The sequence below is a fragment of the Streptosporangium brasiliense genome (assembly GCF_030811595.1).
Classification (GTDB): domain Bacteria; phylum Actinomycetota; class Actinomycetes; order Streptosporangiales; family Streptosporangiaceae; genus Streptosporangium; species Streptosporangium brasiliense.
Window position 1 is genome coordinate 3,624,457 of the sequence record NZ_JAUSRB010000002.1, and the last position, 14,150, is coordinate 3,638,606.

Below are 14,150 nucleotides of genomic sequence, written 5' to 3' on the forward strand. Positions count from 1 at the left end.
TGGTCATATGTCAACACCTGAAGGTGAAGGCCGCCTTGTCCTGGAGCTTCTTGCCTCCGGGCAACGGGGAGAGCAGCCGGAGAGTGGCCGTCCCCTTGAAACTTCCCTCGCCCTTGACCACCCACTGGAGGATCACCTCGTGCGAGGTCTTCCCGGACGCCACGGTGTCGGTCTGCTCGATCGTCTCCTTGCGGTCGCTCCGCTTCCACTCATAGCGGATCTCCCCGGCCGAGCCGTTGGTGGTCAGCAGGCCCTTGATCTTGACGGTCGCGCCGCATCCCTGCGTCTTCTTCGGCGCGACCACCTCCAGGCCCGTCACCTCCAGCGGGACCGTCGAGGAACGGAGCAGCCAGGCCGCCAGGGCGGCCACCAGCATCAGCGCGAGCGCCACCGAGGACAGGGCCGCACGGCGCCGCCGCCGCCTGGCCGGGGCGCCCAGCACCCGGAGCTTGCCGGAGGGGGGCTCGGTCGGCTGCTCCCGGCCGGCCCGCCAGAGCTGCGCGGCCGTGGTCTCCACGGGCACCCCGGGACCGAACCGCATGACCACATCCTCGGTACGGCTCTCGCCGGTCCGTGGAGTGCGCAGCAGCGTGACGATGTCGCCCTCGTCCGGAACGGCCGGTGCCGCCACCGGCTGCCCGCCCCGGGTCCGCGCGTCGTGCGCCGACCACCGGTGCAGGGTCTCCACCAGCCTGTCGTGGGTGGTGAAGCCCGGCGGCAGCAGGTCACGCCCGGCGAGCACGGCGTCGCGGGCCGGGGCGAGCCCGTGGGTGGAGGCCGTCGCCGCCGCCCGCTCGAACAGCTCGGCCGCCCGCGGTGAGGGCGCGGCCCAGTTCGCGGCCAGTCCCCGGGCGAGCGAGGCCCAGGCCGCGACGTCACGCTCCGGGGAGGGGGGACGGCCGTATATCGCGTCGGCCAGACCCCGTTCGGCGAGCAGCGCGGACCCGTCCGCGGCGATCACCACGTTGCCGGGGTGCAGTGCCCCGTGGGCGAGCCCGGCGGCGTGCAGGGCCAGCAGCGTCTGCGCCGTCTCCACCAGGACGGTGGCGGCGGCGCCCGCGTCGGGCCGCGGGACGCCGGACGTCTCGGTCAGCAGGTCGGTCACCGCCGGGCTGGCCGGCTCCGCGGTGAGCAGCCAGACCTCGCCCTCCGCCGCGACCAGGTCGGCGACCGGGACCAGCCCGGTCAGGCCGCCCTGGGCCAGCCTGCGGTCGGCGACGACGGCCGCGACCAGGCGGTCACGCACCGCCGGATCGGCGACCAGCCGCGGATCCAAACTGAGCGCGCTCCCCGGCCGCCCGTCGGCGGCGACCGCTGACGACCAGGTCCCCAGCTCGCCGGTCCAGGTCCGGTGGGTCAGCCGGAATCCGGCCAGACCCCTCCGGTCGGCATTCATGATCGTGTCCGTCCCGCCATCTACCGCCGCCTCCGGTGCCGGCCGGCCACCCTCCGCTTCACCGCCAGTGTGAACGGCACCGCGCCGCTCGTCACCAGGCCGAAGGCGAGAAGGGCCGAGGGGACCGTCTCGACCGGGGGCGTGGGCGAGGAGGTCAGGCTCGGCGGCCCCCCGCTGCCGGTGGGGCTCCCCCCGCCCGTCGGCTCGGTGTCGGTGGAGGTGTTGGAGGGGCTCGGCTGGGTCGAGGTGGTGGCCGTGGCGCTCTGCGTCGGCTTGGTGGTCTGCGTCGGCTTGGTGGTCTGGGTGGGCCTGGCCGTCTGCGTGGGGGCGGCCGTCTGCGTGGGAGTCGGCTTCGCCGACGGGGTCCTGGACGGACGGTCGCCGGAGCTGTCGAGGGTGGAGCTCTCCTCTGCCGTGGGAGTCGGCGAGGGCGACCTGGTCGGCTTCCTGGTCGGTCTCCTGGTCCGGGTCGCCGACGGCGTGGGCGTCGCCGAGGGCCGCGCGGTGGGCGTGGCCGACGGCGGGCCGGCGGCGGGGCTCCCGGTCGGCGCCGACGTGGGCGTGGGCGTGGGTGTCGCCGACGGCTCCTGCGACGGTTTCTTCGACGGCTCCTGCAGGGGCTCGTCGGGCTCGTCGGTCTCATCGGCCGGGATGACCGACTCCACCGGGTCCGAGAAGGGGTCCGAGGGCTGCGTGGCGGCCGAGCTCTGCGCCCGGACCGGGACGCTGTCACCGGAGTTGACCAGCACCGCGCTCACCCCGCTGATCACCGCGATGCACCCGATGCCGATCAGGATCTTGGCGCTGGTCTTGCTGAGCACCGACGTCCTGTCGGAGGCGGAGTCCGCCTCACGCCCGCCGAGCTCCGTCTCGGCCAGCGAGGTGCTGGTCTCGGGCCGCTGGAGCTCCAGCGGGAGCAGCGAGGCCATGATCCCGACGAGCCCGGCGAGGCGGCGGCGGCCGCGCTCCTGCCAGTCCGGGCCGTAGGCGTCGGCGGCGACCGCCTCCAGCTCGGTGAGGAAGGCGGTGGCGGTCGGCGGCCGGTCCGCCGGGTGCTTGGCCAGGCCCCGGTCCACCAGCCCCTGCAGGGCCGGTGGCACCTCCTCGACAGGCGGGGGCGTGCTCTGGTGCTGCCTGGCCAGTGCGGCGATGTTCGTCGCACGGAAGGGTCGGGTGCCCGTCAGGCACTCGAAGAACACGACGGTGGCGGCATAGACGTCGGTGGACGGCCCGGCCGGGGCGCCCGCCCACTGTTCGGGGGCCATGTAGGGCGGCGTGCCCGCGGGGGTGTCCCCGTCACCGGAGCGGACCGCGATGCCGAAGTCGACGAGCCTGCTCGTGCCGTCGGTCTCGACCATCACGTTCTCTGGCTTGAAGTCACGGTGCACGATGCCGGCCGTGTGCGCGGTCGCCAGCCCGAGGAGGGCGCCCTTGAGCACGAGCAGCGCGGCCTCGGGGCCGGTCGGCCCCTCCGAGCGGAGGATCGCGCGCAGGGCGACGCCGTCCACGAGCTCCATGACGATGGCCGCGCCCTCGCCGGTCTCGACGTAGTCGTACAGCCGGACGGCATGCGGGCTGTCCAGGGTGTTGAGCACCCGTGCCTCGTGCCGGAACCGCGCCACGAAGCCGACGTCGCTCCTGAGCTCGTCGGACAGGTATTTGATCGCTACCAGGATGTCATCGGCGTCGTGCCGTGCCATGACCACGCGCCCGGCGGCGCCCGCACCCAACTCGCGAATCTCGGTATAACCGGGGACTCGCCAGGCTGATGGCGTGCCGTACATAACGGTCTCCTCAGATGTCTGGGCCCCCACCCATAAAAGACGGACCGTAGCTTAGCGATAGATCATCAATTTCTGCTCATTAATCACTAAACAGCGGCATGCGGCCGTAATGATCAGGGGTTATCCGGCGGGACGGGGTCGGCGGACGGTCCGGCCGGCCCCGCCGAAGAGGTCTCCGGAGCGGGGGCGGTCCGGGTGGCCGTGCGCGCCGTCCTGGAGGCCGGTCCGGCGCTCTCCCCAGCCCCTTCCCCCGGCCCTTCCTCCGGCTCCCCGGCCGGGCCGGGGGTCTGCGTCGGCGGGTCCGGCGGCTCGGGGGTCTGCGGTGGTTCGGCGGTCGGCGTCGGGCTGGGCGTGGGCTCGGCGCACGGGGCGGTCCGGCCGCTCGCGTCGCCGGAGCCGCCCGGCGGGACGCTCGTCGCCGTCACGCTCCAGGTGGACCCGCAGGGCACCCTCGGGAAGGCGAACCTGACCGTCCGGGTGTAGCTCGTCGCCCCGGACAGCGGCACGACCGCCCGCTGGACCGCCCGGCCCACCCGGAAGGCCACGCGCAGGCGCACCTGCCCGCGGTTGCCGGTGTCGACGGCGACCGTGACCACGGCCGCGCCCCGCGCGTCGACGCCGGCCCGCAGCACGTCCACCCGCCGTACCTCCGGCCTGGGCGGCGCGGGGGTGGGGGTGATCGTCGGGGTCGGGGTGGGAGTGGGGGTGATCGTGGGTGTAGGCGTGGGGGTGGGGGTGATCGTCGGCGTCGGCGTCGGGGTGCGGGACGGCCTCGGGGACGGGGTCCTGGTGGCTGTGGGGGTGGGCCTGGGCGTCCGGACCGGCGGCCCCACCGGTCCGGTGGCGGTCGGGGAGACCTGGGGTCCGGGGGTGGACGGCCCGGAAGTGGGCCCACCCTCCCCGGTGGACGCCGGCGGGGACGCGGAGGGAGAGGGCGGCGGCGAGAAGGCCGCCGGGCTCGACGGCTCACTCGACGGCTCGGGGGACGGCGAGGGCTCGGCGGCGGCGATCTCGATCCGCTGGACCTCCGGTGCCCGCCCGCCGGCCAGCACGTACGCGCCGACACCACCCGCGACCACCACCAGCCCCGCCCCGACCGCGATCCCCGTGGCCCTGCGGCGCAGCGTGCCGAGCACGGTGCGGAAGAGCGTGGTCCCGGCGGTCGGATCGGGGGCGTGGAGCCGGAACAGCAGCGGCAGCAGCAGGGCCAGCGCCGCCAGCCGGCCCCTGCCCCGCTCCTCCCAGTCCTCGCCGTAGGCGGCGACGGCCACGGCCTCCAGCTCGGCCACGAATCCGGCGGCGGTGGCCGGCCGGTCCGTCGGGTCCTTGGCCAGCCCCCTGGCCACCAGCTCCCTGAGCGGCTCCGGGACCTCTCCCACCGGGATCGGCGCGCTGTGGTGCTGGTGCATCAGCACCGTCCGGTCGATGGCCCGGTACGGCCGGCGGCCGGTCAGGCACTCGAAGAAGACCGCCGTCGCGGCGTATACGTCCGTGGCGGGGGAGGCGGCGCCGCTCACCCACTGCTCGGGCGCCATGTAGGGCGGGGTGCCCGCCGGGAGGTCCACCTCGCCCGCGTGCACGGCGATGCCGAAGTCGACGAGCTTGCTGGCGCCGTCGGCCTGGACGAGCACGTTCTCCGGCTTGTAGTCCCGGTGCACCAGACCGGCCAGATGGGCGGCGGCCAGCCCCATGAGCGAGCCCTTGAGCACGGCGAGGGCCGCCTCCGGCCCGGTGGAGCCGTGCTCGCGGAGCATCTCCCGCAGGGAGACGGCGTTGACGGCCTCCATGACGATGGCGGCGCCCCGGGCCGCCTCGACGTATTCGTAGATCCGGACCACGTTGGCGTCGGCCAGCTCCACCAGGAGCCTGGCCTCGGCCCGGAACCGGGCCAGGAAGTCCGGATCCGCCCTGAGCCGCTCGGCCAGGTATTTGATCGCGACCTGGACGCCTGACTCGTCGTGCCGGGCGAGCATCACCCGGCCACCGCCGCCCGCGCCGAGCTCTCGCAGCTCGGTGTAGCCGGGCAGGTGCCATCCACTGACCGTCATCGCGGCCTCCAGCGTTCCGGGTGAAGGTCCTCCCTGTGAGACGTGCGTCCGGCGGGCCCGGTTTGCCGGGAAAGGCTTACCGAATGGATATGGTTCGGGAGGCGATGTGCGTGGGAACGTCCACATCCACGATCATCGCCGGGTCGGTCTCGGGGGCGCCCCACGACGAGTGGAGCGGCAGGACCCCGGCCCAGACGGGCAGCGCGTAGTCCTCCTCGTCGTCGACCGGCGGCCCCTGCCGCACCTTCACCGACGCCTCGGCCAGGGAGAGGGCGAGCACGGCGGTCGCGGCGAGCTCCTTCCTGCTCGGCGGGCGCGCGACGTCCCACTGGCCGGGGGCGAGCTGCTCGGTGATCGCGCGCAGGCCGGCCAGGCGCTCCTCGTCGTCCTCGACGAGGCGGGGGCGGCCGTAGATCATGGCGGAGCGGTAGTTGACCGAGTGGTGGAAGACCGAGCGGGCCAGCACGATGCCGTCCAGGTGGGTCACCGTGACGCAGACCTCGCCGGTGCCGCGCAGGGAGCTGGAGCCGGTCGATCCGTGCAGGTAGAGGGTGTCGTCGATCCGGCCGTAGCCGGTGGGGACGACCATCGGGGAGCCGCCGACCACGACGCCCAGGTGGCAGACCAGTCCAGCGTCCAGCACCGCGTACAGGTCATCGCGGTCGGTCCGGGCCCGATCCTTCGAACGGCCGAGGGCGGTGCGGGGAGTCGTAGAGAGCATGGCTCTAATCTAGGGAGAAGTGGATATCGAGAACATGTCCACTTCTTGCCGCTTCTGGGAGACCACTTTGCCGCGTACCCCTGTTGACCTGCCCGTCTCGGTGGACCGTCAGGCTTCCGTAGCCCTCACCGTCCAGCTCGGCGACCGGCTCCGCACCGCCATGCGCGAGGGCACCCTCAAGTCCGGCGAGCGCCTGCCCTCCACCCGTGCCCTGGCCCGCCAGCTGTCCATCAGCCGCACCGTCGTCACCGAGGCATACCAGCAGCTCTACGCCGAGGGGTGGCTCGACGGCCGGCACGGCTCCGGCACCTACGTGGCGGACCTGGTCATCCACACGCCGGCCGCCCCCCGGCGCAGCCCCGGCGCCCAGGAGGCCCGCGCCGGGGACGGTGACGGCCCCGCGCCGTCCGGCGCCCCGGCCGTGCCGCTCCCGGCGGCCGCGCGCGGGCACGGCGGGCAGGTGATCGACCTACGGCCCGGCCGGCCCTGGGTCCGTGACTACGACGAGGCGGCCTGGCGCAGGGCCTGGCGGAGGGCGGCCGACCTGCCGCCGGGGGACAGCCCCGACCCCTACGGCCTGCCCAGGCTCCGCCGGGCCCTGGCCGAGCATCTGCGCAGGACCCGGGCGATCGCCGTCGGACCGGAGAACATCATGGTCACCCGGGGCACCGGCAACGGCCTCGACCTCGTGGCCGCCACGCTGGTGCGCGCCGGCGCCCGGGCGGGCGTCGAGGACCCCGGCTACCGCGTCGCCAGGAACGTCTTCGCCGCGCGGGGCGCCGAGATCGTGCCCTGCCCGGTCGACGAGGACGGTGTCGTCGTCGAGGGGCTCCCCGACGACCTGCGCGTCCTCTACACCACCCCGGCCCACCAGTACCCCCTCGGGGGACGCCTGCCCGTCCCGCGCAGGGAACGCCTCCTCGCCTGGGCCCGCCGTACCGGCGCGATCATCGTGGAGGACGACTACGACGCGGAGTTCCGCTACGACGTCGCCCCGCTGCCCGCGCTGCACGGTCTCGACCCGGAGCGGGTGGTCCTGCTCGGCACGCTCTCCAAGTCCCTCGCCCCCGACATCGGCGTCGGCTGGCTGGTCGCCGAGCCGGACCTGCTCGCCGCCGTCGCCAGGACCCGTGAAAATCTGGGCGACCGCACCAGCGGCCCGGCCCAGCAGGCGGTGGCGATCATGCTGGAACGGGGCGACCTGGACCGCCACCTGCGCCGCATGCGGCTGGAGTACGCCCGCCGCCGCGCCGCCGTCGTGGACGTCCTCGGTTCCCTGGTCACCGGTGACACCGCGGGACTGCACGTCATGGTGGAGCTGCCGGCCGCGGTCGTCCCGTCCCTGCTGAAGGAGGCCGCGGAGCGCGGCGTGCTGCTGGACTCGACGGCCGTCCGCCACCATCACGGCGATGTGCACAGGCACGGGCTGGTGCTCGGGTACGGCTCCGCCTCGCTGGCCGACGTCAGGCGGGGGGTCGCGGTGATCGCCGAACTGCTCGGGCCCTGGCTGGCGGACGGAGCCGAATGGCGTTCTAATGGTGGGCTATGAGCACGCCTGGTATCAACTGGCCCCACCTGGTCGCCTGGATGGCCGCCAACGTCGCCGAGGTGGGGGAGCCCACCGGCGTCTCACTCATCTCCGGCGGCAGGTCCAACCTGACCTACCGGGTCGAGACACAGGCCCGGCCCCTGGTGCTGCGCCGCCCCCCGCTCGGCCACGTGCTGCCCACCGCCCACGACATGCGCAGGGAGTGGCGGGTCATCTCGGCGCTGGCGGAGACGGAGGTGCCGGTGCCCGAGCCGGTCGCGCTCTGCGCCGACGAGGACGTGATCGGAGCGCCCTTCTACCTGATGGGGCACGTCGAAGGCGAGGCCGTCCGCAGCCGTGACGAGGCGCGGCTGTCGCCCGCCCAGGCCAGGGCGCTGTCGGAGCGGCTCGCCGAGGTTCTCGCGGCCATCCACGCCGTGGACTACGGCGCGGTCGGCCTGGGCGACTTCGGCCGTCCCGACGGCTACCTGGCCCGCCAGCTCGAACGGTGGGGCCAGCAGTGGACGCGCTCGAAGACCCGTGAGCTCCCCGAGTACGACCGGCTCGCCGAACGCCTGCGCCGGCGCCTCCCCGGCAGCTCCCCGGCCGCCCTCGTGCACGGGGACTACCGCCTCGACAACACGCTGGTACGGCTCGCGCCGGAGGCCGGCCCCGAGATCAGGGCGGTGGTCGACTGGGAGATGTCGACCCTGGGAGACCCGATCGCCGACCTCGGCCTCACCCTGACCTACTGGCAGGACCCGGGGGACACCGAGCGCTCCTCCATCCCGCTGGCCGGCGACATCACGCTCACCCCGGGTTTCCTCGACACCAAGGAGTTCGCCGAGCACTACGCGCGGGCGTCCGGGACGGACCTGTCCGACCTGGACTTCTACGTGGCGTTCGGAAACTTCAAGCTGGCGGTCATCGTGGAGGGCATCCACGCCCGGTTCATGCAGGGCAAGACCGTCGGCGAGGGCTTCGAGCACATCGGCGCCTCCGTGCCCACCCTGATCGCCCGGGCCCACCGGGCACTCGACGGACGCTAGGACCCGGCCCCGGGGAGGTCCCGGTGCGGCGCCCGCGGGTCCCCTTGACCGGTCATCCAGTCATCTAGGCGGCGTCCGGTGAGCGGGCCGGGCCCTGCCCGGCGCGATACTCGATGCGGTCGCGCCGGGCACGCCGTGCGGTGAGCCGTGTGGCGAGCCATGTGGTGAACAGCGCGCCCAGGGCCGCGGCCGAGGTGACGCCGGCCAGTGCCGTCACCGCGGCGGGCATCGTGAACCTGCCGCTCAGGAAGAACGCCTCACTCACGATCACGCCGGTCGAGACGCTGAGGGCCACCGTGAGCGCCATGCTCTCCAGGGCGTCTCCCGCGTGGTCGCGGCGGCCGAGCAGGGGGCGGAACAGGGCCAGCACGGCGGCGCCCGGGCAGGTGAGCAGGTAGACCACCGAGACGGCGACCCGCACCGGCCCGGCGCCCGGGACCTCTGTCACGAGGAGGACGAGCCACCCGGAGGCGGCGAGCAGCAGCAGGCGTAAGAGGCTCATGGCTTCCTCGGGACGAGTTCGTAGACGACGCCGCCGGAGTTGCGGATCAGCACCCTGAAGCGGTCCGACGCGGCGACCTCCCGGCCCAGCCGGTCGACCGTCCCCCGGGGGAAGATTCCCGCGGTCTCGGTGGCGCTCTTCTGCACGCGGTTGAGCACCAGATACGACTTGGCCCCCGGCGGCACCTTCGACATGAGGCCGACCAGTGACGGCAGCGGATCGCCGACCAACTCCGGCAGGGTGGGGACATGCTCCGGCAGGCCCCGTACGGCGGTGCGCGACGGCGGCAGCTCATCCAGCCAGGTGTGCTCGTACCGCTCGTAGTAGTCGTAGGCCCCGGGGAGGAAGAACGTGGGCGCCACGATCAGCGAGCCGGGCGGCGCCACCCGGTGGACCTCCCGGACCAGCCGGACCTCGTCGGCGGTGAAGTAGTTCGACTGCTCCTTGCCGTAGTTGCCGAAGAAGAAGCCCGCGACCATGAGCAGCAGGACCGGGGTCAGGACCAGCGCGCGGGACCAGGCCCGGCGGGAGGGCAGCAACAGCGCCGCGGCCAGGAACGCCGTCAGCGGCAGCGTGAACAGGTAGACGCGGAAGATGATCTCGCCGCCGTAACTCCCCGCGGCGAGGAACAGCAGCGGGCTCAGCCCGATCATGAGCAGTGGCAGGCCCGAACGCCTGAGCCAGCCGCGGCGCGCGAGGGCGCCGGCGACGGCCAGCAGCCACACCCCGCCGGAGAGGGCGCGGTCGGCGTAGGCGACGATCACCTGCCCAGGGGCCGCCGAGCCGAGAGTGATGAACCCGTCGTCCAGGTTGCCGCCGGCGTCGCCGAGCGAATCGATGATGTCGCTGAACCTGCTCTCCAGGAGCTGCCAGGCGGCCACCGCGTCCCACGCCGCCACGGTCAGGCCGGTGACGAGCAGGATGCCCAGATTGCGGTGCCGCCGCAGCAGGAACAGGGCGACCAGACCGACCGTCAGCACCAGCGGCGTGAGCTGGTGGGACGAGGCGATCGCGATGATCGGGACGGACAGTACGCACGTCCAGAGCAGGCGGGTGGAGGTGCCGGTGACGGGCGGTGGATCCGCGGTCAGTCCCCGCGGATCGCCGCCCGCCTTGATCGGCCCTCGCCGGAAGCGCCTGACCACGACCGCGAGCACGGTGAGATACAGGACCAGGGTGGTGGCCTGGGGGGAGAAGTAGTCCTGTCCGACCCAGGAGCAGGAGAAGTAGACCCACACCGCGCCCCAGACCAGCTGGCGGTTGCGCGTCACCGTCCGGAAGAGCAGCAGCAGCGGCAGCAGCAGCGCGGCGTTGAAGGCCGCCGGCCCCCAGACGGCGATGCCCAGCGCGTCGTCCAGCCCGGCCGCCTCCGTCATCAGGGAGAAGAAGGAGAAGAATCCGGGCCACTGGTGATAGGCCGACAGCGGCCCTGTCTCCGGGTCGGTCGCGCCGTGCCGGATCAGGTAGTCGATGACCGAGACGTGCTTCCAGGCCCACGAGTAGCGCAGTGACGGATAGAGCAGGGCGGGTGTCGCGTGCAGCACGGCGATCAGCGCGAGCGCGTATCCCGCGTGCCAGAGTTCGAGGGCCCGCCGGTCGCCGAGCAGGGTGACGAACCCGGCGACCAGGACCACGATCGCCCCCCAGAACGTGGCGGGCAGCACGGTGAGCAGCCCCAGGTCGGTCATCCGGTCGAGGTCGACCCGGCGGAGCGAGAATCCCCAGAGCACGACGGCGGCCGGCAGCGCCGTACGGGCGAACAGGCGCGTCCAGAGGCTCGCCCGCCGGGCGGTCCCGTCGGTCCGCGTCGTGCGCAGCCGTCCGGCCGCGTAGCCGAGGCCGGTCGCGGCCAGGCCCAGGAGCATGACCAGCAGGGCCTTCCAGCCCTTGACGTCGGCAGGCCCGGTGAAGGTGACGGCGCGGAAGACCGCCCTGGGCAGCGCCCTCCTGACCGGGGCCAGATGGGCTCTCAGCCCTTCCCGCCCCTCGGTCCGCCGCCGGACGCCGGCCTGCGACCGGCCCTCGGCCGCGCACCGGGCCAGGAAGTAGGACAGCCGGGCCCGGTGTGCCGGCACGTTCAGCCGCACGACCGCCGAGGGCTGGTGGAGCAGCTCCGCGCCCGGTCGCAGCTCCCGCAGCCGGGAGCGCAGCTCGATCGCGGTCCCGCCCGGTGGTCCGGCCGCGGCGTCGCCGGGCCGGCGCTCACCCCTCTCGGCCGAGCCGTCCGTCTCCCGGAAGCCGCCCGCCTCGGCCAGCGCCTCGCGGCGGAAGGACAGGGCGCCGCCGTACAGGTCGTCGATCGGGGCCGCCTCGGCGGGCGAGCCGGTGCACGGCACCCCCAGCACCCACGCCAGCTCGGCGGGGTACCAGTCGGGCTTCCCCGTGCTCCAGCCCACCGCGACTCTGCCGCGCACCCCGATGACGCGGTCGTCGGCGTAGGCGGCCCGCAGCGACTCCGACCAGCCGGGCGCGGGGAAGGAGTCGTCGCCGAGGAAGGCGACCACGTCTCCTCGCGCGCTCGCCAGCCCCAGGTTGCGTGCTCCAGCCGGGCCGACGGCCTCCTCGCTGTGCACGACCACGACGCCGTCGAGCGTGGCCTCGGCCCAGGCGGCCAGCTCGGGACAGTGGTCGACGGCCAGCACGATCTCCTCCGGAGCCGGCCGCTGGGCGCGTAACGCCGTGACGAGGGAGGACAGGCGGGGCCCCGCGCCGGGGGAGTCGCTGACGATGACGGCCGACAGGGACGGGCCGGTGGTGCCCTCGGTGGCGTGCGGCTCCTCGTCGCGGGCCGGGACGCGCCAGGTGATGACGGCCGAGATGTCCTCGGCGGGCCGCGGCCCGGTCACCGTGCCGCCGGGCTGGGTGTCGTCGGACTGGGGCGGGGAGCCGTCGGGTTGGGTGAGCGTGTCGTCGGGCTGGGGCGGGGAGCCGTCGGCCTCCGCCCGTGCTCCGGCTCTCTCCGGTGCGCGGAGATCCCGGGTGTTCTCGGAGACGTCGGGCTGCCCGGACTCGGCGGAGTGGCCGGCAGCCCGGAGCTCGGCGAGAGCCGCGATCACCGTGGTCGGCTCGCCGTCGGCCGGGTCTCCGGTCCCCGCCGAGCGCTCGGAGCTCCTCGCCGGACGGCCGCCTTCCGAGAGCGGGACCGGGGCGGGGTCTTCCGAGAGCGGGACCGGGGCGGGGGTTGATCCGTCTCCGGGGGGCGGGATCGGGGTGGGGGGCGACGGGACCGGGGTGGGGGTCGATCCGTCTTCGGGGGGTGATCCGGGGGTTGATCCGTCTCCGAGGGGTGGGACCGGGGCGGGGGGTGGGGCCGGGCCGTCTTCGGGGGGTGGGATCCGGCCAGGGGCCGGTCTTCTCATCGGGCGGGTGGTCGAATCGTCGATTACCTCTCCGGCCTCCCTGCCCTCCACGCGCACCCTTTCCTGAGCCGGTCGATGCGAATGCCTGGCCCTGACTTTACTCCGCGGGATTCTTCTCCGCCCCCTGCCTGACAGGGCCACGGCCTGGATGTTCCGGCGCTGTTCCGAACTGTTCGGAACAGCGTCGATCTTGTGCGGCCTTCCGTTTATCGCTCACCATCCATCTTGTTTCTCGCTATTTGGCCTCATGTCGTCATCGAGGCCACAGTGTGGAGGTCGCATTTGAAAAGATCGTTCACTCGAAGGCGTGCCGGGATCCTGCTCGCCGCCACGTTCGCCGCCGCATGGGCGACGACGGCGGTGCCGCAGACGGCGACTGCGGCAGTCACGGGGCCACCGCCGCAGGCGTCTTCGTTCGATCACGTTCTTCACTGGAACAACGTTCTGCTGAAGGCGTTCCGTGCCAGCGTGAAGGAGAAGGCGTCTCCGGGGCGGTTGGCACGGGCCGCGGCGATGATGAACATCGCCATGCACGACGCGAACTGGCCGGCTGCGCCGAGGACCTACCTCCCCCGGATCACGCAGCAGCATCCGGACGACTCCATCGAGGCGACCATGGACGCCGCCGCGCACGGCGTCCTGACGAATGTCTTCCCGGGCTTCGACTTCACGTCGGCGCTGCAGGAGGCGACCGACCAGATCCCCTCCTGGGTCGATCCCGCCCGCATCGAGGGCGGCAAGGTCGACGGGACGAAGATCGCCAACCTGATGATCGCGGAACGCTCGGGGGACGAGCCCGCCTTCTCACCCACCTACGCCCTGGACGGGGTCCCGGGGTCCTGGCGCCCGACCGGCGCGGACGGCGCGCTCGACCCGAATCTCGGGCAGCTCAAGCCGTTCGCCATGACGTCGGGCACCCAGTTCCGGCCGCCGCTCCCGGCCGGGTTCACCTCCTACGACCAGCTTCTCCGCAGCCCGCAGTACGCGGCCCAGGTCAATGAGGTCAAGCTGCTCGGATCCGGGGGGCCGACGACCCCCACGACCCGCACCGCGGCGCAGACCCAGGTGGCGCACTTCTGGGCCAACGACCTCGACGGCACCTACAAGCCGCCGGGGCAGCTGCTCGCCACCAGCATCGAGATCTCGAAGCTGAAAGGACTCAAACAGAGCGAGAACGCCGAGCTGTTCAACCTCATCTCCATGGCACTGGCCGATGCCTCGATCGTGGCCTGGGACGCGAAGTACGCCACCCCGATCGACCTCTGGCGGCCCCAGTCCGCCGTCCGGGGCGCCGACACCGACAACAACGCGGCGACCGTGGCCGACCCGGCGTGGGTGCCCCTGTCGAAGAACCGGGACGGCGTTCCCTTCTCACCGCCCTTCCCCGCCTACATCTCCGGGCACGCCACCTTCGGGGGAGCGTGGGCCGGGGTCATGCAGCGGTGGTTCGGCCACGACCTCACCTTCACCGTCCGTACCGAAGACCCCTACGCCACGGTGAGGGAGCGCACCTTCACCAGCTTCGCCGCCGCCGCGGAGGAGAACGCGCGCAGCCGGGTCTACCTGGGCGTGCACTACCAGTGGGACGCCGACGGCGGGCTGGAGTCCGGATTCAACCTCGGGGAGTTCGTCTACACCACCCGCCGGGACCAGTGAGCGGCCCCGGCAAGGACGGCACGTAGCCGGCAGGCGAACCTTGACGCCCTCCGGGCCGGCGTGGAGATCCTGAGGACTCCGCGTTGACCTGGAGGGTGGCATTTTGT

Annotated in this window: 9 protein-coding genes; 3 read left to right on the forward strand and 6 right to left on the reverse strand. The window is 73.3% G+C overall.

The genetic code is table 11. The annotated features are described in order from the left end of the window. Positions 1-10: 10 nt before the first annotated feature. From J2S55_RS25355 to J2S55_RS25370, 4 genes are all read right to left on the reverse strand, one after another. Positions 11-1,396 carry a protein kinase family protein gene (locus J2S55_RS25355; RefSeq protein ID WP_306865684.1) on the reverse strand — a complete coding sequence of 462 codons (1,386 nt, stop codon included), beginning with the start codon at positions 1,394-1,396 and terminating at the stop codon, positions 11-13. Positions 1,397-1,416: 20 nt separating this feature from the next. Next, on the reverse strand, positions 1,417-3,180 hold the full coding sequence (locus tag J2S55_RS25360) for a serine/threonine protein kinase (RefSeq protein ID WP_306865686.1): 1,764 nt from the start codon (positions 3,178-3,180) through the stop codon (positions 1,417-1,419). Positions 3,181-3,293: 113 nt separating this feature from the next. After that, on the reverse strand, positions 3,294-5,228 hold the full coding sequence (locus J2S55_RS25365; protein ID WP_306865688.1) for a serine/threonine-protein kinase: 1,935 nt from the start codon (positions 5,226-5,228) through the stop codon (positions 3,294-3,296). A gap of 76 nt (positions 5,229-5,304) precedes the next feature. Beyond that, a complete protein-coding gene (locus tag J2S55_RS25370) occupies positions 5,305-5,949 on the reverse strand; it encodes a pyridoxamine 5'-phosphate oxidase family protein (protein ID WP_306865690.1) in 645 nt (214 codons plus the stop codon). 67 nt (positions 5,950-6,016) lie between these two features. Between J2S55_RS25370 and pdxR the strand changes: the two genes are divergently transcribed. Beyond that, positions 6,017-7,498 carry a MocR-like pyridoxine biosynthesis transcription factor PdxR gene (gene pdxR / locus J2S55_RS25375; RefSeq protein ID WP_306865692.1) on the forward strand — a complete coding sequence of 494 codons (1,482 nt, stop codon included), beginning with the start codon at positions 6,017-6,019 and terminating at the stop codon, positions 7,496-7,498. Further along, positions 7,495-8,526, forward strand: coding sequence for a phosphotransferase family protein (locus J2S55_RS25380; RefSeq protein WP_306865694.1), 1,032 nt, complete (start codon positions 7,495-7,497; stop codon positions 8,524-8,526). The genes pdxR and J2S55_RS25380 overlap by 4 nt, the downstream gene beginning before the upstream one ends. Positions 8,527-8,590: 64 nt before the next feature. On the opposite strand, the gene J2S55_RS25385 is transcribed toward J2S55_RS25380, so the two are convergent. Together J2S55_RS25385 and J2S55_RS25390 are read right to left on the reverse strand one after the other, a co-directional pair. Further along, positions 8,591-9,028, reverse strand: coding sequence for a hypothetical protein (locus J2S55_RS25385; protein WP_306865696.1), 438 nt, complete (start codon positions 9,026-9,028; stop codon positions 8,591-8,593). Continuing rightward, complete coding sequence (locus J2S55_RS25390) at positions 9,025-12,084, reverse strand: glycosyltransferase (protein ID WP_306865698.1); 3,060 nt, start codon at positions 12,082-12,084, stop codon at positions 9,025-9,027. Before J2S55_RS25390 ends, J2S55_RS25385 begins: the two co-directional genes overlap by 4 nt. A 771-nt stretch (positions 12,085-12,855) precedes the next feature. Between J2S55_RS25390 and J2S55_RS25395 the strand changes: the two genes are divergently transcribed. Beyond that, positions 12,856-14,043 (forward strand): vanadium-dependent haloperoxidase, encoded by a 1,188-nt coding sequence (locus J2S55_RS25395; RefSeq protein WP_306865700.1) that lies wholly within the window; start codon positions 12,856-12,858, stop codon positions 14,041-14,043. The last annotated feature ends 107 nt before the right edge of the window (positions 14,044-14,150 follow it).

What these genes read in the sequence shown, in the direction of transcription:
- J2S55_RS25365 (WP_306865688.1), bottom strand. Translation starts at nt 5,228, where the DNA reads ATGACGGTCAGTGGATGGCACCTGCCCGGCTACACCGAGCTGCGAGAG.
- J2S55_RS25355 (WP_306865684.1), bottom strand. Translation starts at nt 1,396, where the DNA reads ATGAATGCCGACCGGAGGGGTCTGGCCGGATTCCGGCTGACCCACCGG.
- J2S55_RS25360 (WP_306865686.1), bottom strand. Translation starts at nt 3,180, where the DNA reads ATGTACGGCACGCCATCAGCCTGGCGAGTCCCCGGTTATACCGAGATT.
- J2S55_RS25370 (WP_306865690.1), bottom strand. Translation starts at nt 5,949, where the DNA reads ATGCTCTCTACGACTCCCCGCACCGCCCTCGGCCGTTCGAAGGATCGG.
- J2S55_RS25385 (WP_306865696.1), bottom strand. Translation starts at nt 9,028, where the DNA reads ATGAGCCTCTTACGCCTGCTGCTGCTCGCCGCCTCCGGGTGGCTCGTC.
- J2S55_RS25380 (WP_306865694.1), top strand. Translation starts at nt 7,495, where the DNA reads ATGAGCACGCCTGGTATCAACTGGCCCCACCTGGTCGCCTGGATGGCC.